General features: G+C 72.7%; 20 protein-coding genes. 9 read left to right on the top strand and 11 right to left on the bottom strand.

Features of this window, described 5'->3' with window-relative positions; genetic code table 11:
• Nucleotides 1-1618 (bottom strand): S8 family peptidase (locus BMY19_RS27760; protein ID WP_244535042.1); only part of this gene is annotated, 1618 nt, incomplete at its 3' end.
• A 499-nt stretch (nucleotides 1619-2117) separates the two neighbouring features.
• On the opposite strand from BMY19_RS27760, the gene BMY19_RS27755 reads away from it, so the two are divergent.
• Nucleotides 2118-3173 (top strand): helix-turn-helix domain-containing protein, encoded by a 1056-nt coding sequence (locus BMY19_RS27755; RefSeq protein WP_100253612.1) that lies wholly within the window; start codon nucleotides 2118-2120, stop codon nucleotides 3171-3173.
• 1 nt (nucleotide 3174) lies between these two features.
• Nucleotides 3175-4362 carry a transporter substrate-binding domain-containing protein gene (locus tag BMY19_RS27750; protein ID WP_100253611.1) on the top strand — a complete coding sequence of 396 codons (1188 nt, stop codon included), beginning with the start codon at nucleotides 3175-3177 and terminating at the stop codon, nucleotides 4360-4362.
• On the opposite strand, the gene BMY19_RS27745 is transcribed toward BMY19_RS27750, so the two are convergent.
• From BMY19_RS27745 to BMY19_RS27720, 6 genes are all read right to left on the bottom strand, one after another.
• Entirely contained in the window at nucleotides 4363-5736 is a 1374-nt protein-coding gene (locus BMY19_RS27745; protein WP_100253610.1) for an LLM class flavin-dependent oxidoreductase, read from the bottom strand.
• Entirely contained in the window at nucleotides 5736-6974 is a 1239-nt protein-coding gene (locus BMY19_RS27740; protein ID WP_100253609.1) for an SfnB family sulfur acquisition oxidoreductase, read from the bottom strand. The genes BMY19_RS27745 and BMY19_RS27740 overlap by 1 nt, the downstream gene beginning before the upstream one ends.
• 10 nt (nucleotides 6975-6984) lie before the next feature.
• A complete protein-coding gene (locus tag BMY19_RS27735; protein WP_170863060.1) occupies nucleotides 6985-8229 on the bottom strand; it encodes an SfnB family sulfur acquisition oxidoreductase in 1245 nt (414 codons plus the stop codon).
• Nucleotides 8230-8436: 207 nt separating this feature from the next.
• Complete coding sequence (locus BMY19_RS27730; RefSeq protein WP_020096012.1) at nucleotides 8437-9090, bottom strand: methionine ABC transporter permease; 654 nt, start codon at nucleotides 9088-9090, stop codon at nucleotides 8437-8439.
• A 78-nt stretch (nucleotides 9091-9168) separates the two neighbouring features.
• Nucleotides 9169-10335 carry a methionine ABC transporter ATP-binding protein gene (locus BMY19_RS27725; protein ID WP_100253608.1) on the bottom strand — a complete coding sequence of 389 codons (1167 nt, stop codon included), beginning with the start codon at nucleotides 10333-10335 and terminating at the stop codon, nucleotides 9169-9171.
• Nucleotides 10335-11135, bottom strand: coding sequence for a MetQ/NlpA family ABC transporter substrate-binding protein (locus tag BMY19_RS27720; RefSeq protein WP_100253607.1), 801 nt, complete (start codon nucleotides 11133-11135; stop codon nucleotides 10335-10337). The genes BMY19_RS27725 and BMY19_RS27720 overlap by 1 nt, the downstream gene beginning before the upstream one ends.
• Before the next feature lie 537 nt (nucleotides 11136-11672).
• On the opposite strand from BMY19_RS27720, the gene BMY19_RS27715 reads away from it, so the two are divergent.
• From BMY19_RS27715 to BMY19_RS27685, 7 genes are all read left to right on the top strand, one after another.
• Complete coding sequence (locus BMY19_RS27715; protein ID WP_100253618.1) at nucleotides 11673-11915, top strand: hypothetical protein; 243 nt, start codon at nucleotides 11673-11675, stop codon at nucleotides 11913-11915.
• Nucleotides 11916-12270: 355 nt separating this feature from the next.
• Nucleotides 12271-13494, top strand: a complete 1224-nt coding sequence (locus BMY19_RS27710; RefSeq protein WP_100253606.1) for a metallophosphoesterase family protein — start codon at nucleotides 12271-12273, stop codon at nucleotides 13492-13494.
• A 67-nt stretch (nucleotides 13495-13561) separates the two neighbouring features.
• Complete coding sequence (locus tag BMY19_RS27705) at nucleotides 13562-14830, top strand: arsenic transporter (RefSeq protein WP_091928587.1); 1269 nt, start codon at nucleotides 13562-13564, stop codon at nucleotides 14828-14830.
• 34 nt (nucleotides 14831-14864) lie between these two features.
• Entirely contained in the window at nucleotides 14865-15785 is a 921-nt protein-coding gene (locus BMY19_RS27700; RefSeq protein WP_100253605.1) for a DMT family transporter, read from the top strand.
• A 12-nt stretch (nucleotides 15786-15797) separates the two neighbouring features.
• On the top strand, nucleotides 15798-17195 hold the full coding sequence (locus tag BMY19_RS27695) for a TAXI family TRAP transporter solute-binding subunit (RefSeq protein ID WP_100253617.1): 1398 nt from the start codon (nucleotides 15798-15800) through the stop codon (nucleotides 17193-17195).
• Nucleotide 17196: 1 nt separating this feature from the next.
• Entirely contained in the window at nucleotides 17197-18642 is a 1446-nt protein-coding gene (locus tag BMY19_RS31700) for an adenylate/guanylate cyclase domain-containing protein (RefSeq protein WP_280141647.1), read from the top strand.
• A gap of 112 nt (nucleotides 18643-18754) precedes the next feature.
• A complete protein-coding gene (locus BMY19_RS27685) occupies nucleotides 18755-18994 on the top strand; it encodes a hypothetical protein (RefSeq protein WP_020096021.1) in 240 nt (79 codons plus the stop codon).
• An 83-nt stretch (nucleotides 18995-19077) separates the two neighbouring features.
• On the opposite strand, the gene BMY19_RS27680 is transcribed toward BMY19_RS27685, so the two are convergent.
• From BMY19_RS27680 to BMY19_RS27665, 4 genes are all read right to left on the bottom strand, one after another.
• The gene (locus BMY19_RS27680; protein ID WP_100253604.1) at nucleotides 19078-20016 is read right to left on the bottom strand and encodes a hydroxyacid dehydrogenase; all 939 of its coding nucleotides are present in this window, start codon (nucleotides 20014-20016) and stop codon (nucleotides 19078-19080) included.
• A gap of 88 nt (nucleotides 20017-20104) precedes the next feature.
• Complete coding sequence (locus tag BMY19_RS27675) at nucleotides 20105-22600, bottom strand: putative bifunctional diguanylate cyclase/phosphodiesterase (RefSeq protein ID WP_244535041.1); 2496 nt, start codon at nucleotides 22598-22600, stop codon at nucleotides 20105-20107.
• Nucleotides 22590-24047, bottom strand: a complete 1458-nt coding sequence (locus tag BMY19_RS27670) for a cytochrome P450 (RefSeq protein WP_100253603.1) — start codon at nucleotides 24045-24047, stop codon at nucleotides 22590-22592. The genes BMY19_RS27675 and BMY19_RS27670 overlap by 11 nt, the downstream gene beginning before the upstream one ends.
• Nucleotides 24048-24214: 167 nt before the next feature.
• Nucleotides 24215-25078, bottom strand: coding sequence for a S1 family peptidase (locus BMY19_RS27665; RefSeq protein WP_100253602.1), 864 nt, complete (start codon nucleotides 25076-25078; stop codon nucleotides 24215-24217).
• Between the last annotated feature and the right edge of the window lie 246 nt (nucleotides 25079-25324).

Genomic DNA, 25324 nt, shown 5'->3' with positions numbered 1-25324 from the left:
TGGACAGCGTGCCGCTGTTGGCCACGCCGCCGGCGATCACGCCGCTGCTGAGCGCCGTGCCGGCATTGGTCGCACCTCCGGAGATGGTGCCGGTGTTGATCAGGAGGCCGGCATTGCTGACGCTGCTCTGGGTCCAGCCGGCATTGAGATAGGTGCCGGCACTCTGGACGGAGACCGGTGAGGTCAGGCTGCCGCTGGCGGACAGGAACAGGGTGCCGCCGGCGACGGTGGTCGGTCCGGCATAGGTGTTGGTGCCGGCGAGTTCGAGGGTGCCGAGCCCGACCTTGGTCAGACCGCCGACGCCGGAGATGGCGTTGGCGAAGCGGCCGTAATAGGCCTGTCCGTTGTAGGTGGTGTTGACGGTCCAGTCGGAGGTGAACTGGCCCGGGCCGTCGATGGCCTTGCCGAGGTTGAGCAGGCCCCAGCCGAAGGTGGCGTTCGGGGCGTTGGCCGGACCGTCACCGAGATGGGTGGCGGTGGTGAACATGGTCTGGGCGATCTGCGGCGCCGTCAGGAACGGGAACGCCTGACGCAGGACAGCGGCGGCACCCGCTACGTGCGGCGCGGCCATCGACGTACCGCTGATCGAGTAATAGCCGGCCGTCATCTGATCGGCTGGGGCCATATTCAGCGGCCAAGTAGAATAAATATTTGTCCCAGGCGCAGAAATGCACCAAGCTGCTGCGGCTCCGCACAAGTTGCTCGACCAATTTGGCCTATTGTATTCATCAACATTTACAACGGCGACGATATATCCCGAAACATCGGAGAAATCGACCTGTTTTTGCTCGATACCATTGATATCGTACAAGCGATAAACGCCGGAATTGGCATTCTCTGGACGAATGTAGGGAATTAAAGATGCACTTGAAGCGTTTGCCCAATTGTATAGGTTTCCGCTGACGTGATTGTTCCCTGCTGCGAAAATAGATAACACATCTCTGCTCGAAGCTTCCTTTAATGCTTGGTGCTCCGCGCTCATAGCTTCGTAGCTGTACTTCTGATATAAATTTGAGTCTTTAAAAGAGTACCCATAGCTGCCGTTTATGATGCGGGCGCCGTTCTGTGCTGCATATTCGATTGCAGCTGCGGTGTCTCCGCCCAGCTGCATCCTCGGCCGATTGTATGTTTGGCTGTCATCAGTTCCAACGATAGCGCGCAAGGCAAGAATTCTGCTCTCGAAGGCGACGCCCATCATGCCCGCGGGATCGCCGTCGCGTGCTGCGGCGATGGTTCCGGCGACGTGGGTACCATGGCCGTCTCTGTCCACGACGGAGGGCATAGTGAATGGAGTAGGCGTTTGCGGATACCACTCGTAGAAATCGGCTGAGGCAGGCGAGATTCGCGAACCGCCTGGATTCGTCAAATTCCTGAATTCCGGATGTGTCGCATCTATACCGGTGTCGATGACGGCGACTAAAACCCCAAGCCCGGTGAACCCGCGAGCATACGCAGTCGAGGCGTTGATCGCCCCGAGGCCCCAGTCATTCCAGTACTCGCGTGTTTCAAAATCCTGCTTGGTCAGTCCCAGTGTCGAGGGCGAGCGCGCCGGCACGGTCTGCGCCGCCACAGGTCCCAGAGCCAGCGCGAGCGTCGCGAGCGAGCTGCCGACCAGCAATCCGAGCCGTACGGGGCCGCGACGCCGGGTTCCGACGCCCGCGCCCCGGCTCGGATCACAGGATCCGGTCACGCGCTCTACGTCGCTATACTGTTGGACCACTGGACTGACCCCCGTCATGCATGCCGCAAGCTTTGCACGGGGATTAGAAAATGCGGCTTTAACGGACTATCACATCGCGGCCACACTCGGCGCCGCGCGCGACGTCCTGAAACGGGGATCCCCCTTTCTGGGACGGATGGAACCACACCGCCGGCTCGCGGGTCACGTTGATCGGACGTTGCACCGGGGGCGGTCCGGTCGGGCGGCGCCCGCGTCGAATCGCACTTCGCCCCGGCAAACGACAGTGTACAGCCGCCCGGGTCGGCGGGAGACAGGAAGACTGTCCGGGTGGGCGCGGCTAACGTGCGGGACGACCGGACCGCGTTGCCACGCGTCACCTTGGGGCAGGCCCTCGTTCTTCATCGGTCGCGCGAACAGCAGGTGTCAGGCTCTACGTATGTCTTCCGAGGAGAGAAACCAGGACCCGGACGCGGCGCCGGCCGGGGGCGAGGCTCCGGGCGGAGAGGTCGCCTGCCTGCGGTTCGAGCCGCCCGGGGATCCCGCGGCGCTGGGGCGGGCGTGGCAGGACCATCTCGCGCCCATCTTCGACGTGAGCTTCCGCCCGGAGACCGACCTGACCGTCCCGATCGCGATGCGCAGCTACCATCTCGGCGACCTGCTGGTCGGCGACGTGGTGGCGCCGGCCCACACCCTCGTGCGGACGCGGGAGATGATCGGCCAGCAAGGCCTCGACCACATCCTGCTGCAATTCTACCGGCGGGGGCAGAGCCGCGTGGAGACCGATCAGGGCACCGGCCCCGTGAACGAGGTGCAGTGCATCGTCTTCGACCTCGCCCAGCCCGTGCGCATCGTGGCGGGCGCGGTCGACGCCACGAACGTCGTGATCCCCCGCGCCCTGCTGGAGAAGCAGGGCTGCCACCCCGACGCCCTGCACGGGCGCCCCCTCGACCACGACGGCGACCCGTTCGGGCGGCTGGTCCATAATTTCGTCGCCAACGTCGTCGCCTGCGGCGACCTCCTCGACCGCCGCGAGGCCCTGGCGGCCTCGGCGGCGATCACCCAGCTCTGCGCCAGCTGGCTGCGCGGGCAGGAGGAGGGGCGCCCCTCCCAGCACCAGGACATCCGGATCCGGGTCCGCCGCCTCGTCGAGATGGAGCTCGGCAATCCGAAGCTGACGCCGGCCCTGATCGCGACGCGGCTCGGCCTGTCGCGCTCGACCCTGTACCGGCTGTTCGCCCCCAACGGCATCGTGGCGTATATCCGCGACCGCCGCCTCATGGCGGCGATGCGGATGCTCGTGCGCGACGATGCCCCCAAACCCCTGCGCATCTCGCAGGTCGCCTTCGCGGTCGGCTTCTCGGACGAGCGGACCTTCCGGCGGGCGTTCAAGCGCCGGTTCGGCTTCGTCCCGAGCGACGCGTCCCAGCGCTTGGAGACCGGCCCCGAACCCGCGCCCGGCGCCGTCCTGCGCAACTGGATCGAGAGCCTCTGACGTGCCGCGCCGGTCCGCCGGCCGGCGGCGCGCCGGCGCCGCGGGCGTCCTGTCCCTCTGCCTGTCCCTTTCCCTGTGCTGCGCGGCCGCCGCGCCGCTCGCCGCGGAGCCCGTCCGGGCCGAGCCTCGGGAGGCGGCGCCCGCGCTCCTCACCGGCGAGCCCGAGACGTGGCGGGTCGCGACGCATCCAGTGCCGCCCCTGGTCATGGACGAGGACGGCCGGCTGCGCGGGTTCAGCATCGATCTCTGGAACGCCCTCGCGCGGGATCTCGGCGTCCGGACGGCGTACGTGCGCGTCGACGACCTGCCGGCGCTGTTCGCGGCGGTCTCGGACGGGCGCGCGGACCTCGCCATCGCGGCGGTGTCGATCACCGCGGAGCGCGAGCGGCGTTTCGACTTCTCCGTCACGATGCTGGAGACCGGCCTGCGCATCGCCGTCCGGGCGGAGCCGGACGCGACCGGCTCGGCCACCGCGCGGGCTCTCCGGGCGCTCCTGAGCGACGCCGCCTTCCTGCAGGTCCTGCTGGGGCTCGCCGCCCTGATCCTGGCGGTGGCGGCCCTGGTCTGGTGGCTCGAGCGGCGCCACCCCGGCGGCATGGCGGCGCGCTCGGGACCGGCGCGCGGCTTCGCCCACGTCGTCTGGTGGGCCCTGAGCAGCCTCGCCGCCCAGGCGGAGGAGATGCCGCGCAGCCCGCTGGCGCGGGCCGTCACGGTGCTCTGGCTGTTCACCTGCATCGCCCTGGTGGCGTGGTTCACCGCGGGCCTGACCAGCACGGCGACCGTGGAGCGCCTGCGCGGCGCGATCAACGGCCCGCAGGACCTGCCGGGCAAGCGGGTGGGCACGGTCGCCAACACCACCTCGGTCGCCTACCTGGCGGACCATTTCGCCACGCCGGTGGGCTTCGCGACCCTGGAGGAGGCCTGCGCGGCACTGCGGGCCGGCACGGTCGCGGCAGTGGTCTACGATGCCCCCGCGCTCAGCTACTACGCGACCCGGCCCGGCCACGAGGCCCTGCGCCTGGTCGGCACCGCGTTCAACCGGCAATCCTACGGCATCCTGTTCCCGGCCAACGACCCCCGGCGCAAGCGCGTCAACCAGGCCCTGCTGGGACTGCGCGAGGACGGCCGCTACGACGAGATCTACGGCCGCTGGTTCGGCTCCGAGAGCGGCGAGTCCCAGGGTCGCTGATCAGGGCCGCCGAGGCGCGCCGCGATAGGCCTCGGCCGGGTGGCGCGCGGGCAGCCGGTCCCCCTGGCCGAACAGCTTCGCCCGCAGCGAGCCCTCGGCGTAGGCGGTCTTGTAGAGGCCGCGATCCTGCAGTTCCGGGATCACGAGGTCGATGAAGTCGGAGAAACTCTCCGGCACGACGATCCGGCTGAGGTTGAACCCGTCGACCTCGCCCTCCGTGATCCAGGCCTGGAGTTCGTCGGCGATCGTCACGGCGTCGCCGGTGAGGACCGCGTAGCGGCCGCCGAGCTGCAATTCGGCGAGGAGGTCGCGCTTCGTCAGCCCGCGCCTGGCCGCCGCCGCGGTGGCCGACTGGATGGCGTTGCCCGGCGCGTAGGGGATCGGCTCGTCGAGGCCGTAGCGGGCGAAGTCGATCCCCGTGGAGGCGGAGAAATGCGCGAGCCCCGCCTCCGGGCTCGCGTAGGACAGGTACTCATCGCGCTTGGCCTCGGCCTCCGCCCGGGTCCGACCGGGGATCACCGCGAGGCCGACGAACACCTTCACGTCGTCGGGTTCCCGGCCGGCCGCGACCGCCTCGGCCCGGATGGCGCGGACGGAGTCGCGGGCGGTGGCCGGGTCGCGGGCCGAGATGAACACGCACTCGGCGTGGCGGCCCGCGAAGGCGCGGCCGCGGCCCGAGGCGCCGGCCTGGTAGAGCACCGGCGTGCGCTGGCGCGACGGCTCCGACAGGTGGTAGCCCTCGACCGCGAAGAACTCGCCCCGGTGGACGACCTTGCGGATATGGGCGGGATCGCTGAACACCCGGCCCGCCCGGTCGCGGCGCACGGCCGCGTCGTCCCAGCTGCCCTCCCAGAGCCGGTAGAGCACCTCCAGATACTCGTCGGCGTAGTCGTAGCGCCGGTCGTGCGCCGGCAACGCGCCGCCGCTCTGGGCGCGGTGGGCGCTGTCGAGGTAGCCGGTGACGACGTTCCAGCCGATCCGGCCGCCCGTCAGGTGGTCGAGGGTCGAGAGGCGCCGGGCGAAGGTGTAGGGCGCCTCCTGGTGGACGTTGATCGTCACCCCGAAGCCGAGATGCTCGGTCACCGCCGCCATGGCGGAGATCATCACGGTCGGGTCGTTGACCGGGAGCTGCACGGCCTCCCGGGCGGTCACGTCGATGCCGCCGCCGTAGACGTCGTAGACGCCGATGATGTCGGCGATGAACAGGCCGTCGAACAGGCCGCGCTCCAGGAGTCTCGCCTGCTCGGTCCAGTAGGACAGTGTGTTGTACGCGGCCGAGCGGTCGCGCGGGTGGGTCCAGAGCCCGTGGTTGATGTGGCCCGCGCAGGTCATGTTGAAGGCGTTCAACAGGATCTGCTTCTTTCCGAGGGCCATCAGAGCGCTCCGTGCCGGGGCGGCTGCCGGCCGTCGAGGTGGTAGGCGCCGATCCAGTGGTACTTCCAGCGCACCGGATCGTGCAGGGTGTGGGTGCGGACGTCGCGCCAGTAGCGGTCGAGCGCCTCGGCCCGGTCGGTGGCCGAGGTGCCGCCGAGCTCGACGAGCTTGTTGGCCGCGAGCAGGCCGGCCCGGTGGCTCGCCGCCCGGGCCTCCGCCACCGCCACGGAGGCGGCCGCGACGCTGTCGGCGTCGGGGGCTTCCTGCGCGGCGTCCACGTAGCGGCCGGCCCGCGCCAGCAGGGCGTCGGCCGCCGCGAGGCGCACCTGGACGTCGCCCAGCGCGTGGAGGGTCAGGGGATCCTCGCTCGCCCGCGCGACCCCGGAATCGATCCACGGCCGGGCGCGGTCGCGCACGAAGGGCAAGGTCGCCGCGAAGGCGCCCGCGCCGATGCCGAGATCGATCCCGGCGTGCAGGATCTGCGCGAAGGGGCCGAGGGCGGTCGGCCGCTCCAGCGAGGCCTGGAACGGCACCACCCAGTCGGGCTCCACGGCGACGCGCTCGAACAGGACCGAGCCCGAGCCGGTGAGCCGCTGCCCGAACCCGTCCCAGTCGTCGACCAGGGTCACGCCCGGCGCGTCCCGGGGGACGAAGACGAGGTAGGCGACCGCCCGGCCGTCCTCCTCGGCGTTGGCCAGGGTTGGGATGCGGTGGGCGTAGAGCGAGCCGGTGCAGTAGTCTTTGCGGCCCTCGACAGTCCAGCCAGCCGGGTCGCGCACGAGGCGGGTGCGGCGGGTGTGGTCGCGCGCGCCGGTCTCGGCGAGCGCGTTGCCGAAGCGCTCGCCCGCCAGGACGCGGCCGTAGAGGGCGCGCTTCTGGGCCTCGGTGCCGCCGTTGCGGAGCACCTCCAGGGCGTAGAAATGGTTCTGCGGGATCTGGCCGAGGGAGCCGTCCGCCGCGGCGATCCGGGCGATCACCTGGGCGACCGTGGCGCTGTCGAGGCCGGGGCCGCCGTATTTCCTCGGCACCGTGATCGCCCAGAGGCCGGATTCGGTGAAGCGCGCGATCTCGGCGACTGGCAGGCGGCGCTCCAGGTCGCGCTCGGCGGCGGCCTCGGCGAAGGCCTCCGCCAGCCGGTCGGCGACGGCGAGCGCCGCGGCGGCGTCCGGAAGGACCGGCACCGGGCGCGGCGGCGCGGGTGCCTGCGTGAAGGCGGTCTCGTGGGGCTGGAGCGGCATCGCCCGGTCCTCAGTTCCACTGGTGCCGGGCGGGCAGCACGCCGTTCAGGGCGTGGTTCCCGAGAAGGTGGTACTTCCACCGCACGGGGTCGTGCAGGGTGTGGACCCGAGCGTCGCGCCAGTACCGGCCGAGATTGTACCCGTCGCGGGTCGCCGAGGCGCCGGCGAGTTCGAGCAGCCGCTCGGAGGCCTCCAGGGCCGCCTCGGTGGTGAGGATCTTGGCCTGCGCCACCGCCACCGACGCCTCGGCCGCGCTCTCAGCGGTGACGGGGGCCGCGGCGATCCGGTCGAGCGCCCGTCCGGCCCGGGCCAGGACCTCCTCGGCGGCGTGCAGGTCGACGGTGAGCCGCCCGACCTCGCCGAGGATGTGGGGATCCTCCGCGACGGTCTCGGCGGTGAAGGGATAGGGCCGGGTCCGGGTGCGCAGGAAGTCGAGGGCGGCGGCGGCCGCGCCCCGGGCGAGCCCGGCGTCGATCGCCGCGTGGATCAGCTGCGAGACCGGCCCGAACAGGCCCGGGCGCCCGGCCAGGGGCGCGAGGTCGATCGTCAGCTCCGCCTCGACCGGGGCCTGCGCGAAGATCACGCTGCCGCTCGCCGTGGTGCGCTGGCCGAAGCCCTGCCAGTCGTCCACCACCCGCACGCCGGGGGCGTCCCGGCGCACGAAGACCAGGAGCGGCCCGCCGTCGGGGCCGACCGCGCGCGTCGGGATCCAGTGGGCGAAGAGCGCGCCCGTCGAGTAGAAGCGCGTGCCGCTGAGCCGCGGGCCCTCCGGCCCGGCGGTCAGCCGCGTGTCCACGCCGGTGATCGCCTTGCCGTTGCGGGCGGGGCCGGCATTGCCGATCCGGTGGCCGGCGAGCACGTCCCGGTAGATCCGCGCCTGCTGGGCGGGGCTGGCGGCGGCCGCGACCAGCGCCAGGACGCCGAACTGGTTCTGGGGGATCTGCGCCGCCGAGCCGTCGGCGGCGGCGAGGATCGCGAAGACCTCCGCGAGCGTCGCGTGCGAGACCCCGGCGCCGCCGTGTTCGCGCGGCACCGTGATGCCGCCGAGCCCGCTCTCCGTGAAGGCCGCGATCTCCGCCCAGGGCAGGCGCCGGTCGCGGTCGCGCTCGGCCGCGCCCGCCGCGAAGATCCGGGCCACGGCCCGCGCGGCCGCGATCGCCTCGGCGTCCGAGCGGATCCGGTGCGGCGGCGCCGGCGGCGGCGGCAGCCGATCTTCGACCGGGTCGGTGACGGGATCGTCCAGGTGCAGGCTCATACGGTTTCCGGTTGACCGCTCGGGTTGGGACGTCCCGCCGTCATCGCGAGCGCTGCGAAGCGCCCCGGGGCCGCGCGCGGTTGGAAGGCGCGGCGCGGCCTGGATCGCTTCGCTCCGCGCGCGCGGACGGCGATGTCGAGGTCGTCGACCGGGGACGATCCATCGGTGCGGGCTCCCGGTCGGATCGCCCAGGTCGGACGGTTTCGCTCAGCGGGCCCGGAGCCGCCGCACCGCGGTGTCGCCCGCGAACTGGACCGCGCACACGAGGGCGATCAGGATCGCGATCACCACCACCATCACGGTGGTGTCGAAGCGCTGGTAGCCGTACCGGATGGCGACGTCCCCGAGCCCGCCCGCGCCCACCGCGCCGGCCATCGCGGAGGCGCCGATCATCGCCACCACCGTGATGGTGAAGCCGGCCACGATGCCCGGCAGCGCCTCGGGCAGGAGCACGTGGGCGAGGATGTGCCGGCGCCGGCAGCCGATGGACTGGGCGGCCTCGATCAGGCCCGCATCCACCTCCCGCAGCGAGACCTCGGCGATCCGGGCGAAGAACGGGGTCGCGCTCACCGAGAGCGGCACGATCGCCGCCCAGACGCCGATCGTGGTGCCGGCCACCAGCCGGGTGAACGGGATCAGCGCCACCAGCAGCACGATGAAGGGCACGGCCCGGAAGCCGTTGACCACGGTCCCGACCACCCGGTGGGCTGTCGGCGCCGCGAAGATGCCGCCGGGCCCGGAGGTGACGAGGAACAGCGCCAGGGGAATGCCGGCGACCACGGCGATCCCGGCCGAGACCCCGACCATGAGCGCGGTGTCGAGGAAGGCCTGCCAGAGGCGTTCGATCATCTGCGGCGACATGGCGGGCCTCCGGGTTCGGGGTGCTGGGGCGGCGGTGGAGCGGTCGGGGTATCGGGGGAGGAGCGGTCCCGCATCGTCTCACCCCTCCGCCGGGTCGGCGGGGACGTAGCCGACCCGCTCCACGTCGCCGCCGAGCGTCCGCAGCCGCGCCTCCGCGCCCGGATCCTCGGCCGGGACGGCCACCAGCATCCGGCCGACCGCGTGGCCCTGGATCCGCTCGATGCCCGCCTGGAGCAGGCGCACCGGCGCCCCGGCCCCCGCGAGGCCCGAGAGGTCGGGCGCGGCCCGGCCCGAGCAGGTGATCCGCAGGATCGCCCAGCCGCCCGGCGCGGGCCGCGGCTGCAACCGGGCCGCCAAATCCGGCGGCAGCCCGCGGGTCAGGGGTTCGAGCAGCGCCCGGGTGGTCGGGTGCTCGGGCGCCCCGAACACGCGCCAGACCGGCCCGGTCTCGACGACCCGGCCGCCCTCCAGCACCACCACGTCGCTGCAGATCTCGCGGATCACGCTCATCTCGTGGGTGATCAGGATGATGGTGATCCCGAGCCGCCGGTTGATGTCGCGCAGCAGGTCGAGGATCGCCAGCGTCGTCTCCGGGTCGAGGGCGGAGGTCGCCTCGTCGCAGAGCAGGATCTCCGGATCGCTCACGAGCGCCCGGGCGATGCCGACCCGCTGCTTCTGGCCCCCGGAGAGCCGCGACGGGTAGGTGTCGGCCTTGTCCTCCAGGCCGACGAGGCGCAGGGCCTCCGCGACTCGCGGGCCGATCGCGCGCCGCGGGACGCCCGCGACCGTGAGCGGCAGCGCCACGTTCTGCCGGACGGTCTTGGCCGCCAGCAGGTTGAAGTGCTGGAAGATCATGCCGATGCGCCGGCGCAGGGCGACGAGCCCGTCGGTGTCGAGGGCGTCGATCGGGGCGCCGTCGACCAGGACCCGGCCCGAACTCGGCGCCTCCAGCCGGTTGACCGTGCGCAGGAGGCTCGACTTGCCCGCCCCCGAGCGGCCGATGATGCCGAAGATCGCCCCGGCGGGGATCGCGAGGTCCACCCGGTCGAGCGCCTGCACCGGTCCGGCGGCCGAGCGGTAGGTCTTCGAGACGGACTCGAACCGCACCGTTCCGGTCTCCCGGCCGGCCTCGCTGCCGGGCGCGGCGGCCGGGGTCCGGGCGGCGGTCGCGGCGCCCGGGCCCGTCCGCCCGGCCGCGGCCGGCGTGCCCGGATCGCGCAGGCTGTCGAAGATCAGGCCGACCATCAGTTCTGCCACGCCAGCAGGTACAGCTTGTCGCTGTTGGCGAAGGACTTGCGGATCTGCTGTTTCACGGCCTCCGAGTTCTGGAAGAGCGTCACGAATTTCCGGATCACGGGGTCCTCCTTGCGGGCGGCCTTGGTGACGAAGCTCACGGCGAAGCGCCGGTCCTCGATACCGGAATAGATCAATCCGCTGGTCGGGTCGAAACTGCCGGCCGCCACGATGAAGTGCGGGTAGCCCAGGGCGAGGTCGACGTCGCCGGTGATCCGCGCGAGCTGCGGCCCCTCGACCTCGGTGAACCGCAGCGTCTTCGGGTTCTCGACGATGTCGTCGAGGGTGCCGAGGAAGCCGACACCGTCCCTCAGCGTGATCAGCCCGGCCTTCTGGAGGAGCAGCAGGCCGCGGCCCTGGTTCACCGGGTCGTTGGCGATCGCCACCGTGCCGCCCGCCGGGATCTGGTCGAAGCTCTTATGCTTCAGGGAGTACAGGCCGATATTGGACAGGATCCCGAGCCCGACGATGTCGAACGCGTAGCCCTTCTGCTTGGCGGCGTTCTCCATGAAGGGGCGGTGCTGGAAGAAGTTCACGTCGATGTCGCCGGCGTCGAGGGCGACGTTGGGCGTCGTCCAGTCGCTGAACTCGACCACCTTGACGTCGAGGCCCTCGGCCTTGGCCTCCCGGGCCGCGACCGTGACGGCGTCGCCGTAGGCGCCGGGCACGACGCCGACCCGGAGGGTCTCCGCCCCGGCCGGCACGGCCCCGAGGCTGAGCGCCGCGACGGCGAGGACACGCAGGAACTTCATCGGGCGGGAACTCTGATCAGGATGAACGGGGGCAAGTCCGGCTGCCGGGCCGCGATGGTTCGCGCCGCATCCGAAGGCATGCGGACACGATCCATCAAATCGACAGGCGCCGTCTCACGTGGATGATTGTCTCGCGTCAGGTTTAGATCAGCGCGGCCCGCCCCGAAATTCTAAAGATCGTCGTTCGACGACACGAACGATCTCCCGATACCCCTGAACCGGAGAGGCACATGCTGCGCCCCCGCGGGGCTCCTCTCCGGCCCCGCTCCGTCCCCGCGCGCGCGGTCCCGCGGGCGGTCCGGCCTCGGGGACGGGGCGCGGCGCCCGGGCGGATCCCTGTCGCCCGGACCCGGCGCCGAATACAGGTCGGTCCGGCGGGGGGAGCGCCGGAACAAGCCTTGTCGGATCGGATTGAACCTGCGATTATCCAGTCATCGCAACGGCTTAGTGAAGATCATGCTCTTCCGCGAGCACTCCGCGAACGAAACCTTCTCCCCCATCCTCGATCCGGGGGATGAGCCTTCCCGGGTCGCGGAGATGCCCCGCCGCCCGGTCCCCGAGGCCTGGTCCGGCGTCGCCGCGCCGGCCCTCGCCCCGGGCGACGAGGTCGTCTTCGACCGGCTCGACCTCGCCGAGATCCTCGGGATCTGGCGCCATGCCCGCGGCCGGGTCGTGGGGCTCCACCGCCCGTGGGGCGCGGCCGCCACCGTGGACGTGCAGTTCGAGGGACACGAGACCCTGGAACGCTACCTGCCGGATCTGTTCCGGCGCGTGCACTGAGGCGCGCCGCAAACCCGCCGGCCGGCGGAGTCATTGGCTGACCCCGGGCTGACCCCGGGCTGACCCCGGGCTGACCTCGGGCTGACCTTGCGCCGACATCGCCCGGATCTGTCGGCTGAGAGGACAGCGAGTGTCTGTTTTCACGACACTTCGCGGCGCCGGGCACGGATCTGGCCCGCGCTCACGAAAATGTAGGGCCCCACCGGCGCGCGTCTCCCCCCCGGGCCGGAACCCCGCCGGCTCCGAAACGTCGGGCCGGTCGCGACCACCGCGGCCGATCTCCCGGCCGGGGCGGACGGGCCTGTCCGGGGGGCACGATGGCTCAGGGAAACCACAGACGGCGCGCGGGCGCGCCATGACGGCGAGCCACGGCGTGTTCGCCTTCGCGCATGTCGGCGACCTGCATCTCGAGCGGGCCTCCGACCCCCACGCCGCCGACCTGCGGGCGATGCTCGCCGAGGTGGCGGGGCTGCACCGACACGGTCTCCTCGACTTCGTCTACATCCCCGGCGACCTCGCCGAGGACGGGCGGGCGGAGCAGTACGCCGTCCTGCACGAGGCCCTGGACCGGCACCCGGACCTGCCGGTGCGCCTGATCGCCGGCGACCACGACCGCCAGCACGGCACGATGGCGGATTTCGACGCCCTGTTCGCCGCGGTCGCGGGCAGCCCGCGCGGCGGCGGCCACGCGGCGCGGCGCCACGACCTGCCGCGCCCGCGCGACCCCGTCTCGGTGACGCATTACTACTTCGCCGAGACCTGGGCGGGCGTGCGCTGCCTGTTCCTCGACATGGTCAGCCCCGGCTACGGCCAGAAGGGCTTCGGCCTCGATTTCCGCCTCGGCCCCCACCAGCTCGCGTGGCTCGGCGAGGAGCTGGCCCAGGCCGAGCGGGAGGGCCAGCCCTGCGCGGTCTTCGCCCACACCTACCCGGACGACCTCTGCGTGCCCGACGAGCGGGCGGCGCTCGCCGGCCTGATCCGCCACTACGGCGTCCGCCTCGTCGAGATGGGCCACACCCACTACAACGAGCTCGCCCCGGACGGGCGCACCCTCTACGCCGCGGCCCGCTCGGTCGGCCAGAACGAGGACGGCTCGGTCGGCTACGCGGTCGCGGCGATCGACGGGCCGGTCGCGAGCTGGCGGTTCAAGCCCCTCGACCGGGCGCTGCCCTTCGTGATGGTCACGAGCCCCGCCGACCGGCGCCTCGCCACGGCGCCCCTCGACGCCGCCGACGGCACGGTCTCGGTGCGCGCCCTCGTGCTGTCGGACCGGCCGCAGGACACGTGGCGCTGTCACCTGCGCGTCGATGGCGGCCCGGCCCACCCCATGGTGCCGGACGGCCCCCGGACGGTCCACGCCCGCATCCCCTGGCGGGACGGCGCGCGCCGCCTCGCCATCACGGTCGCGGACGGCACCGGCCACACCGACACCGAGGTGATCGAGCCCGTGGACCGGAGCTTCGTGCCGCCGCCCGCGCACGAGCGCCCCGGCAGCGACGCGTTCCGCCTGCCGGCCTGGCCCGAGAAGGGGCTCCGGGGCGACCAGCTCGGTCCGAACCGCAACGGCCGGCACTGGTAGCCGGTCCCGCCCGAATCGCGGCACACCGCACCGCACGATCCACCCCACCAGAGGACCACCGCAACCGATGGGCGCGCTGACGCTGACCCCCAACATCGCGACCTGGACGATCGCCGCCCTCGCGACCCTCGGCGTCATCCTGCGGCCGTTCGCGTGGCCGGAGGCGATCTGGGCCGTGCTCGGGGCCGGCGCCCTCGTGGCCCTCGGCCTGCTCGCCCCCGCCACCGCCTGGGACGGCGTGCTGAAGGGGACCGACGTCTACCTGTTCCTCGTCGGCATGATGCTGATGTCGGAGGTGGCCCGGAAGGAGGGCCTGTTCGACTGGCTCGCCTCGATCGCGGTGCGCGCCGCCAAGGGCTCGGCGACCCGGCTGTTCACCCTCGTGTACCTCGTCGGCACCGTCGTCACGGTGTTCCTGTCCAACGACGCCTGCGCGGTGGTGCTGACGCCCGCCGTCTACGCGGCCACCAAGGCCGCCAAGGTGGAGAACCCCCTCCCCTACCTGTTCATCTGCGCCTTCATCGCCAACGCGGCGAGCTTCGTGCTGCCGATCTCGAACCCGGCCAACCTCGTGGTCTTCGCCGAGCACATGCCGCCGCTGGTGCGCTGGCTCGGCCTGTTCGCCCTGCCCTCGCTGCTGGCCATCGCGACGACCTACGCGGTGCTGCGGCTGACCCAGGCGAAGACCCTGCGCGGGCAGGAGGTCGCCACCGACGTCGAGGCTGTGCCGCTGTCCCGCACCGGCCTCGTGGCGGGGATCGGCATCGTGGCGACCGGCGGCGTGCTGATCGCGGCTTCCGCGCTCGGCCTCGATCTCGGCCTGCCCACCTTCGTGGCCGGGCTCGCCACCACGATCGTCGTGCTGCTGCTCAAGCGCGGCGGCCTCGTCGAGGTGGCCAAGGACGTGTCGTGGAGCGTGCTGCCGCTGGTGGCCGGGCTGTTCGTCCTCGTGGAGGCCCTGGAGAAGACCGGCGTCCTGGCGATGCTGGCGGACCTCCTCAAGGGCTACGCCCACGCCGCCCCGGAGGCCACCGCCTGGGGGGCGGGCGGCCTCGTCGCGGTGCTGTGCAACCTCGTCAACAACCTGCCGGCCGGGCTGATCGCGGGCGCCGCGGTCCAGACCGCCCACGTGCCCGAGAAGGTGGCGGGCGCGATCCTGATCGGCGTCGATCTCGGGCCGAACCTGTCGGTGACGGGCTCGCTCGCCACGATCCTCTGGCTGACCGCCATCCGCCGCGAGGGCCAGGATGTCGGCGCCTGGACCTTCCTCAAGCTCGGCCTGCTGGTGATGCCGCCGGCCCTCGCGCTGGCGCTCGCCGGCCTGCTCCTCGTCTGACCCTCCCTCCCCGCCAACCCGAAGGTCCGCGCGCGTGACGGCTGCCCTCCTCTATCCCTTCATCCTGGTGGCGGGCGCGCTGCAGGCGATCGGCAACGCCATGAACGCGCAGCTGCGCGGCCGCATGGTCAATCCGTGGCTCGCCGCGACGGTGTCGTTCCTGCCGATCGTCTTCGTGTTCACGACCCTGTTCCTCACGATGCCGACGCCGCTGCCGAGCCTCGACAGCTTGGGCAAGATGCCCTGGTACGCGCCCCTCGGAGGCCTCGCCGGCGCGGTCGCGGTGTTCGGCGGGCTCGCCTTCATCGACAAGGTCGGCGCCGGGCCGTTCAACGGCCTGACGCTCACCGCCAACATCCTCACCTCCCTGGCGATGGACGCGCTCGGCCTGTTCGGCCTGCAGGCGGCGGGCTTCAAGCCGATGCCCTGGCTCGGCGGCCTGCTGATGGCGGTGGGCGTCACCTTCATCGCGCGCTCGGGCGGCAAGAGCGACGGCGGCGGCTCGGGGGTCGGCGGCAAGCTGCTCTACCCGTTCATCCTCGTGGCCGGCGCCCTGATGGCGGTCGGCGTGGTCTGGAACGCGCAGCTCCGCGGGGCCCTGGAGAATCCCTGGCTCGCCGCGACGGTGTCGTTCGTGCCGGTCGTGTTCGTGTTCGCGCTGATGTTCCTGCTGCGGCCGTCGCCGCTGCCGACCCGCGACGACGTCGCGGGCGTTCGCTGGTGGATGCCCCTCGCCGGCCTCACCGGGGCGGTCGCGGTCTTCGCCGGGCTGCTCTTCGTCGACAAGGTCGGGGCCGGCGCCTTCAACGGCCTGCTCATCACCGCCAACCTCCTGACCTCGGTGGCGCTCGATCATTTCGGCTGGTTCGGCATGAAGCGGGTCAAGGCCGGGCCGCCGCGCCTGATCGGCGCCGCCCTGATGGTCGGCGGCATCGTGCTGATCTCGCTGTTCTGAGTGGCCGGGGCGATGTGGACCCTCCCCGCCTGGATCCTGCGCCGGGAGACCCTGCTCCTGGCCGGGGCCGCCCTCCTGGGCGCGGGCGGGGTCGCGGCGTGGTACCTGCTCCAGGCGACGGTGCTCACCATCGCGGTCGCTCCCCGGGACGGGACCGAGCCCGGCCTGATCAAGGCCTACGCGGACGCGCTCGAGGCCGCGCACGAGAATGTCCGGCTGAAGATCCTGTCCTTCGACGACGTGCGCGAGAGCGCCGCCGCCCTGCAGGACGGGCGCGCCGACCTCGCGGTGGTCCGCCCCGACGTGCTGCTGCCGACGAACGGCCTGACCCTGGCGATCCTGCGCGACCAGGCGATGGTCATCGCCTCGCCCGAGCAGGCCGGGATCACCAGCTTCCCGAAGCTCGCCGGCAAGCGGCTCGGCATCGCGGCGCACCGGGACGCCGATCTCTGGCTGCTCCGGAACCTCCTCGGCTATTACGGGCTCACCCTGGAGGAGGCCGCCGGCCCGGCCCGGGACTCGACGGTCCTGCTGGTCCCGGTCGATCAGGAGGCGGTGGCCGGCGCCTTCCGCGAGAAGCGGATCGACGCCTTCGTCAGCATCATCGCGCCCTCGGCGCCGAAGGCGCTGGCCCTGGTCTCGGCCGTGCAGGGCGTCGCCCGCGGCGGCAAGGTGGCGTTCGTCGCCGTGGAGGATGACGGCGCGGTGATCGAGCGCTTCCCGCGGCTCCAGGCGGTCACCGTCCCGGGCGGCCTGTTCGGCGGCCGCCCGAAGCTGCCGGCCGACGACGTGAAGACGGTGGGCGCCTCGTACCGGCTGATGGCCCGGGCTTCCTTAAGCCGCGTCGTGGCGGCCGACGTGACCCAGCAGCTCTTCGAGAAGCGCGGCGCCGCCGCCCTGGCGACGGACGCCGCCGAGTACGTCCAGGCCCCGGCCTACGACACGACCGTGGCGGCCACCAGCGCCCGCATCCCGATCCATCCGGGGGCGATCGACTATTACGAGCGCGACCAGCACGGCTTCATCGAGCGCTACGGCGACACGCTCTACCTCCTCGGCGCGCTGGTGGGCGGCCTCGTCTCGGTGCTGGCCTGGATCCGGCAGCGCCTCGCCAGCCTGCGCCGCGAGCGCATCGACGAGCTCCTGGACCAGCTCCTGGAGATCGCCGGGCAGGCCCGGGCGCTGCGCGACCCGGCGGCGATCGAGGCGCTCACCGTCGAGGTCGACGCGCTGGCCATGGACGTCGTCCGCTACGCCCGCGAGCGGGAGCCGGACACCCGCACCATGTCGGCGGCGTCCGTCGCGATCGACACGGCGCGGGCGACCATCGCGGATTGCCGGGCGCGGGCGGCCGAGGACGGGGGGCGGACCGGGCGGCCCGTCCGGCTGCACGGCGCGGGCGGGGCCTGACATGTCCGTCCCAGCGCCCGCGCCCGCCACCGTGCCCGCCACCGCAACAGAATCGGACCGGAGCGACGCCGCGCCGGACGCCGCCTCGGTCAGGGCACGTGTCGGCGCGCGCGTGGGCGCGCGGGTGCAGCGATCCCTGCGCTCGCGCACCGTGACCTGGATGACGGTGGGGTTCGCCACGATCCTGGTGATGACCGCCATCGCGCTCGGCGCCTTCGTGTACCAGCAGCGCGGCGTCGACGCCGTGCGCCACACCGTGGCGGTGGACGGGCGCCTCGCCCGGGTCCTGTCGGCGGTGCAGGACGCCGAGACCGGCCAGCGCGGCTACCTGCTCACCGGCGACGAGGCCTTCCTGCTGCCCTTCACCGAGGGGCGGCTGAACGTCGACCAGCAGCTCGATCTCCTGCGCGACCTCGTCCAGGACGATCCCGACCAGCGGGGCGACCTCGACACCCTGGCCGGGCTGATCCGCCGGAAGCTCGACGAGCTCGGCGCCAGCGTCGCCCTCATGCGCGCCGGCGACGGCGCGGCGGCCCGCGCCTCCGTGGCGGACGGGCGCGGCAAGCAGGTGATGGACGCGATCCGCGACCGGGTGCGCCGCATGGAGGCGCACGAGGCGCGGCGGATGGAGCGGCGACAGGCGACGGTGTCGCGGATCGCCCTGGCCATCTGGGTCATGGTCGGGGCCCTGGCGGTGCTGTTCGTGCTGTTCGCCGTGTCGGCCCTGCGGGAGGCGACCCGGCGCAACCGGCTGTCGCGGTTCCTGCCGCAGGAGCTGGTCCTGCGGCTCGCCGACGGTGACGGGAGCCTGAAGGCCGGCCGCCGCCAGCAGGCCGCCATCGTGTTCGTCGACATGCGCGGCTCGACCACCCTGGCCGAGAGCCTGGATCCGCACCGGCTCTCCGAGTTCCTGTCCGCCTTCCGGCGGCGGGTGACGCGCCTCGCCCGCCTGCGGGGCGGCGTGGTCGACAAGTTCATCGGCGACGGCGCCCTGGTGGTGTTCGGCCTGCCCGAGCCCCGGCCCGACGACGCGGCCCGCGCCCTCGCCTTCGCGCAGGACCTCGTCGCGGTGATCGCCCGCTGGACCGACAGGGCCGCACCCGCGCAGGTCGTGCGCATCGGTGTCGGCGTCCATTACGGCGAGGTGTTCTGCGGGATCATCGGCGAGGAGGCGCGCTACGAGTTCACCGTGCTGGGCGACGCCGTCAACGTCGCCGCCCGCCTCGAGCAGGCGACCAAGCTCCACGGCGTCCCGATCCTGGTCTCGGAGGCCGCGCGGCGTTCCGCGGGGGCGCCGGCCGAGGCGTGGCGCGAAGTCAGTCGCGAGCCCCTGCGGGGGCGCCGCGAGCGCATGGCCTACCACACGCCGGCCGCCCCGGGAGCGGGCGGTCCCGGCCCCCAGCGGGAAGAAGATATCGCGTTCCCGGCAGTCGAACCGGCCCTCTGAGAAGAACCTGCCTGTCGCGGGGATCGAATGGAGAACAAGCATCTCCGTGCGCAGCGAAATTCGAAAGACGTGTCCATTGCGAACGGACCTCCCGAGCGCGACATTCGGCACCATGCGCAGCGCCTCTGAAAACCAGTCGCCAGCCTTCGATCCGTTCGGCGAGCCCGTCGCCGACGGCGTCGCCGGCGCCTGCCCGGCCACCTCGACCGGCGACCGCACGGCGCGGCGCGTCGGCGGTGCGGTGTTCTGGACGCTGGCGCTCGCGATCCTGGCCGGCCGCGTCTACGCCTACGATCTCCCGGCCGTGCAGGCCGTCGCCTCGCACGCTGCCCAGGTGCTTGCCCTGCGCTGAGCCTCCCGGTCGAGCCCGTCGAAGGCGACCCGCGCGGCGCGCAGGTTGCCGTCGATGTGCAGCCGCGCGCGGGCCCTCCCGGTTCAGTCCCTCGTGAGGTGGCGGCGGACGGCCTGGGCCGTGACGGCGGAGACGCGCACGTTCGATTCCTGCGTCACCCCGGCGATGTGCGGCGTGAGGATCAGGTTCGGCACGTCGGCGAAGACGGCGCCCGCCGCGTCGAGGGGCTCGCGGTCGAACACGTCCAGCGCCGCGCCGCCGAGATGGCCGGACCGCAGGGCTTGCGCCACGGCGGCCTCGTCCACCACCCCGCCCCTAGCCGCGTTGATCAGGATCGCGCCCTTCGGCATCCGCGCCAGCGCCGCCGCGTCGATCAACCCGCGGGTCTGATCGGTGAGCGGCACGTGCAGCGAGAGCACGTCGCTCTGCGCGATCAGCGCGTCGAGCGCCTGGCTCTGCACGGGGCCAGTGGCCGGGTTCCAGGCCGGGTCGTCCGCGGCCACGAAGGGGTCGTGGGCGGCGACCGTCATGCCGAGGGCCGCCGCCCTCCGGGCGGTCTCGCGGGCGATCGACCCGAAGCCGACGAGGCCGAGGCGCTTGCCGGCGATCTCGCGGCCCATCAGGGCGTTGCGCGGCCACGTGCCGGCCGCCACGCGGGCCGTGGCCCCGTAGGCGCCGCGCAGGAGCAGCAGCGCGGTGGCGACCACGTACTCGGCGACCGCGCCGTCGTTGGCGCCGGTGGCCGGGTAGACCGCGATGCCGCGCGCCCGGCAGGCCGGGACGTCGATGTTGTCGAGGCCGACGCCGAGGCGGCCGACGACCTTGAGGTCGCGGGCGGCGTCGAGCAGGGGGCCGCGGACCTGGGTCCGGTTGCGCACGATCAGGGCGTCGGCCCGCGCCACGGCGGCGGCGAGGTCCCCGGGCCGGTCGACGAGACCCGGATCGTACTGCACGTCGAGGCCGGCGAGCTCGGCCGCGATCGCGGCCTCGTCCATGAACTCGCTGATGACGACCTTGGGCATGGCGCGCCTGTGTCCCGGTTCCGCGTGGTCGTCTCCCGCTAGAGCCGTTCCGGCCCGCGTGGCAACCCGGATCCGGGCTCGCCCGCCCTCAGGCGACCGCGCGGACCGCCCGCTCCGTCGGGAGCGCCCGCCGGGGCAGGCTCTCGATCAGGCCGGGGATCTCTTCGGGCGGCCGGGCCGGGCTGTACAGGAAGCCCTGCGCGCTGTTGCAGCGCCGCAGCCGGAGCAGCTCGGCCTGCTGCTCGGTCTCGACGCCCTCCACGGTGACGTCGATGCGCAGGTCGCGGGCGATGACCATGATCGCCTCGATCACCGTCAGGCATTCGGGGCGGCTGCTCAGGTCGCGCACGAAGGCGCGGTCGATCTTGATCTTGTCGACCGGGAACTGCGTCAGGTAGCTCAGCGAGGAGTAGCCCGTCCCGAAATCGTCGAGGGCGATCCGCACGCCGAGCGCCCGCAGGGAGCGGAGATTGTCCAGCACGTGCGGCGTGTTGGCCAGGAAGATCGACTCGGTGATCTCGATCTCCAGGCGGTCCGGCGCGAGGCCGGTCTCGCCCAGCACCGCCGCGACGTCGGCGAAGAAGTCGGGCCGGCGGAAATGGACCGACGAGATGTTGACGGCGACGCGCAGGCGCACCGGCCAAGTCAGCGCCTCCGCGCAGGCCCGCCGCAGGGCCCAGCGCCCGAGCGCGAGGATGAAGCCGGTTCCCTCGGCGATCGGGATCAGCTCGGCGGGCGAGACGGGGCCGAGACCGGGCCGGGTCCAGCGGAGCAGCGCCTCGCAGCCGACCACTTGGCCGTCCTGCAGGCTGACCAGCGGCTGGTAGTGCAGCGCCATCTCGCCGTCGGCGAGGGCCTGGCGCATCGCCTCGTCGAGTTCGTGCCGGCGCTGGACGCGCACGTCCAGGTCGCGGTCGAAGCCCCGCCAGCGCCCCTTGCCGCCCTGCTTGGCGCTGTAGAGCGCGAGATCCGCCTTCCGGAGCAGGTCCTCGGGCTCGGTCGCGTCCGCCGGGGCGCAGGCGATCCCGATGCTGACGCCGATCTCCGCCCGGACGCCGTCGATGAGGTAGGGCTCGCGCAGGGTCGCGATCGTGGCCTCGGCCAGGGCCTGCGCGGCCGCGCCGTCCCGGCCGCGCTGCAGGATCGCGAACTCGTCGCCCCCGAGACGGAACGCCTGCGCGTCGGCCGGGAGCAGGGCGCGCAGGCGATCGGCGACCTGCCCCAGCAGGGCGTCGCCCGCGGCGTGGCCGATGCTGTCGTTGACGGTCTTGAAGCCGTCGAGGTCGAGGTAGAGCAGGCTGACCGTCGCGTCCGGGGCCGGTTGCGCGTTCTGCGGCGCATTCTGCGCGGCGGCCGCGCAGGCCTCGGACGCGACGTCGTGGAACATGACCCGGTTCGACAGGCCGGTCATCGGGTCCCGGGTGGCCAGATAGGCGATGTGCGCCTCCGCCCGGCGGGCCTCGGTCACGTCGGAGCCGACGCCCCGGAACCCGGCGAAGCGCCCCTTCTGGTCGAGGAACGGCTTGCCGCTCAGCCGGAGCCAGCGCCGGCCGGCCGGCGTGTCGACGGCGATCAGGTGCTGGTGGAAGGCGACGCCCCGCCGGAGACGGTCCACGAGGTCGGCGCTCTGGTCGGCCTCGGGGGGCGCCTCCGCCCGGCCGGCGAGCAGCGCCGGGAACGAGGCGTGCTGGAGACTCTGCACCGGGCAGGCCAGCACGTCCGCCATCCGGGTGGAGACGTGCTGGAACCGTCCGGTCCCGTCCGTCTCCCACAGCCAGTCGCTGGCATTCGCCTCGAAGGCGTTGAGCAGCAGCCCGATCGTCTCGCTCTGGTCCTCGACCCGCACGCGGTCGAGGATGCGCTGGCGCGACAGGCGGCTCATGCGGCTCACGCTCGTCACCACGAAGATCGCGTAGACGGCGAGCAGGAAGCCGATGCTGAGCGCGACCGGCTCCCCGGACCGGGCCAGCCCGACGAAGCTGCCGACGATGACCGGGACCGCGAACAGGTACGAGACCGACAGGAGCGGGCCGACCACGTAGGCGTCCGAGATCAGGCCGGCCACGATGGCGACGACGAGCAGCCGCGCGTCGCCGCCGGAGGGGGCGAACAGCACGACCGGCAGGGTCGCCCAGGCGAGGCCCAGGGCGAAGGCGAGGCCGGCGGAGATCCGGCAGCCCCACCGGACGGTGTGCGCCGAGGCGGTGTCGCCGTGGGTGCGCCAGTAGAGCCAGGTCGCGTAGGTCGCCGCCGTGATCAGCACCGCGACCACGGCGAGCAGGCCGAGGAGGTAGGTGTGTGAGGCCGAACCCCAGAAGAAGTACGCGACGGCCAGCGCGATGATCAGGTGCGTCACCGCCGAGTAGGTGGCGAGCTTCAGCGTCTCGTCGAGGAGCCCCGCCCGCACCTGCAGGCGGTAGCGGCTCGGCAGCGCGTCGTCGGCGTCGGGACCGAAGAGGCGGCCGAGCAGCGATCCCGGCCGGCGGTCCGGCCAGGTCCCCCGCCGCGCGCCCGGCCCGGTCGCGCCCGCGGAGATCTCGGGCGACACCTCGGGCGACATCTCAGGCGGCATCTCAGGCGGCATGGGCCGCCCCCTGCTCGGCCCCGTGCCCGTCCCCCTGCCCGGCCCCGTGGCGGGGCGCGACCCTCATGGTCAGGCCGCCCCTGGGCCGCAGGGTCACGCGGAACTGCGCCGCCGGCATCTCCGCCGTCACCGGCCGGAGGCGGAAGGCGGGCAGCAGCGTCGCCAGGACGACGAGGCACTCGGTCAGGGCGAGGCCCATGCCGATGCAGACCCGCGGGCCGGCGCCGAACGGCAGGTAGGCGTAGCGGTCGCGCGCGGCGGCCCGCTCCGGCGCGAAGCGGCCCGGGTCGAACGCCTCCGGCCTGTCCCAGAGCAGCGCGTGCCGGTGCAGGGCGTAAACCGGCACGTGGACCGACTGCCCGGCCGGCACGACCGTGTCCCCGAGCCGGACCGGGGCCCGCGTCCGCCGCACGATCAGCGGGGCCGGCGGATAGAGGCGCATCACCTCGAGGAGCACCTGGCGGGTGTAGGGGAGCCCGTCCACGGAACCGGGATCGGACTCGGGATCGGCGCCGAGGCGCGCCATCTCGGCGACGACGCGCTCCTCCACCTCCGGGTGCTCGGCCAGGACCCGGAAGGTCCAGGCCAGCGCCAGGGCGGTGGTCTCGTGGCCGGCGGACACGAAGGTCAGCAGGTTGTCGACGAGGCTCGCCTCGGTGAGCGGCGCGCCGGTCTCCGGGTCCCGCGCCTGCAGCAGGAGGCCGAGGAGGTCGGAGCCGGGCTCGCCGCGGGCCCGGCGGCGCGCGATCGTGCGGGCGACCTCGCCGCGCAGGTAGCGCACCGCCTCCGCCCCGGCCCGGGACCCCGGATGCGGGACCCAGGCCGGCGCCCGCAGCATCTCCAGGGCGATCTTCCAGCTGGTCTGGCCGAGATAGGCGTCCATCGCGGCCCCGAAGGGCCCGACCTCCAGGTGGGGATCGCCCGACACCATCGTGGCGACGATGACGTCGAACGTCGTGCGCATCATCTCGCGCAGGATGTCCCGCTCGCTCCCGGCGGGATCGGTGTCGCGCCAGCGCGCCCGCGTCGCCGCGGCGGCCCGGGCCATGGCCGGCACGAAGCTCCGGACCCGGTCCGGGCGGAACATCGGGGTCGCGGTCCTGCGCTGACGCCGCCAGTGGTCCCCGTCCGCGGTGAGGACCCCCGCGCCGAGGGCCGGGGCCAGCGCCCGGAGCATGAACGGCTCCCGCTCCAGCGCCTCGGCCTGGTCGACCATCAGGCCGCGGATGTGGCCGGGATCGCAGACGTAGGTGGTCCGCTGGCCGAGGAAGCGGGTGGTCACCAGGGGTTGTGTGTAGATCTGCCGGGGCCAGGCCTCGATCAGGCTGCCCAGCATCGTGACGAGCACGGATGGCAGCGCGACCGCCTCGGCCACGCCCTCTGCCACGGCCGCCGCGAACGGCGGCCGTCCCGGCGCGCAGACCCTGAACGTTCCGACAGCGGGCATACCGGCTCCCTCGCGGGACCAGATTCGAGGTTCAACGTTAAGTTTTGGCTTGCCGCCGCGGCGCCGTCGAGCGCTTCCCCCGGCGCCGGGGCGGAAACCGCCGCCTTGCTTACCGGGAGCTTACCGGATTCCCGGGGAGGCGCCGCGGACACCCGGGGCGGCCCGCCCTAGCGGTCCCGGGCCGCGCGGGCCTGAGCCTCGAGGGCCTCGTGGAGCCGGCCCTCGATCAGCAGGGCCGAGCCGTAATGGAACTCGATGTCGAAGGCGTGGCGCTGGTTCATCGAGAGCGACGCGCTCTGCATCGCGATGAGATGGCCCTCCGCGTCGAACAGGCCCGAGCCCGATCCGCCGTAGCCGTCGTTGCAATCGTGGCGGGCGCGGCGGATCGCTCCCTCGCTCGGCGGATCGATCCGCCGGACGGCGCAGGATTCCCGGCTGCTCTGCCCCCGGTAGTTCTCGTGCCCGGCCGGTGAGACCATCGTCACCGGGAGCGTCAGGTCGCCGGTCGGAAGGGTGGGCGGGTCCGGGATCGGCTGCGGCCGCGCCTCGGCCGGCTCGGCGAGGCGCAGCAGCGCCCAGTCGTCGGTGATGTGCAGGCGCCGCGCCTCGGGCTCGACGCCGAGTTCCAGGATCTCGGGCACGAAGGCGTAGTTCCGACCTGCTATCTGAAAGTAGCAGTCGGCGACGTTTCGAGTAACCTCCAGTTGTCGATTGCGGAAATTGTGCGCGTTCATCAGCACGAGGGACCGGCTCCCGATCAGCCACGCGGCGGCGGCCTTCTGGGGAATCCCGTCCGGGCGACGGCACCACAGGACGCCCGCGCCGGGAAAGCGCTCCAGGTCGGCCCCCGTCAGCTCGCGCCGCCCGTCCTGCTGGTAGAGCGCCGCGAGACGGCGTTCCCCGCCGGTCCCGGCCGCCAGGGCCGCAGGCGCCAAGGTCGCGGGTGCCAGAGCCGCAGGCGCCAGGGCGAGAGCCGCCCAGCAGGCGGCCAGCGCCGGAGAGCGGGCCGCGCAGCCCGTGACATGACCCATGGCGTCCTCCCGGGACGGGTCGGCGGACGGCTCCGGGCCCGCACGCCCGCGTATCGTTCCCACCTGTCTGGCCCACCTGTCTGGGATAGCGGCCGGCTCTCGGTCAAGGTCTCCGTGATCTTACCAGATCTCCGGTGTTCTGTTGCCAAATCATCCCGAAAAGAAATGTTTCGTTTTGCAAAGACACGCATTACAAGCCGTGCGAATAATCAAGTGGCGCACAACGATAATAAGTCTTTCATAAGC

It is taken from the genome of Methylobacterium sp. UNC300MFChir4.1 (assembly GCF_900110155.1).
Classification (GTDB): Bacteria; Pseudomonadota; Alphaproteobacteria; order Rhizobiales; family Beijerinckiaceae; genus Methylobacterium.
This window is presented reverse-complemented; position numbering and strand designations above follow the sequence as displayed.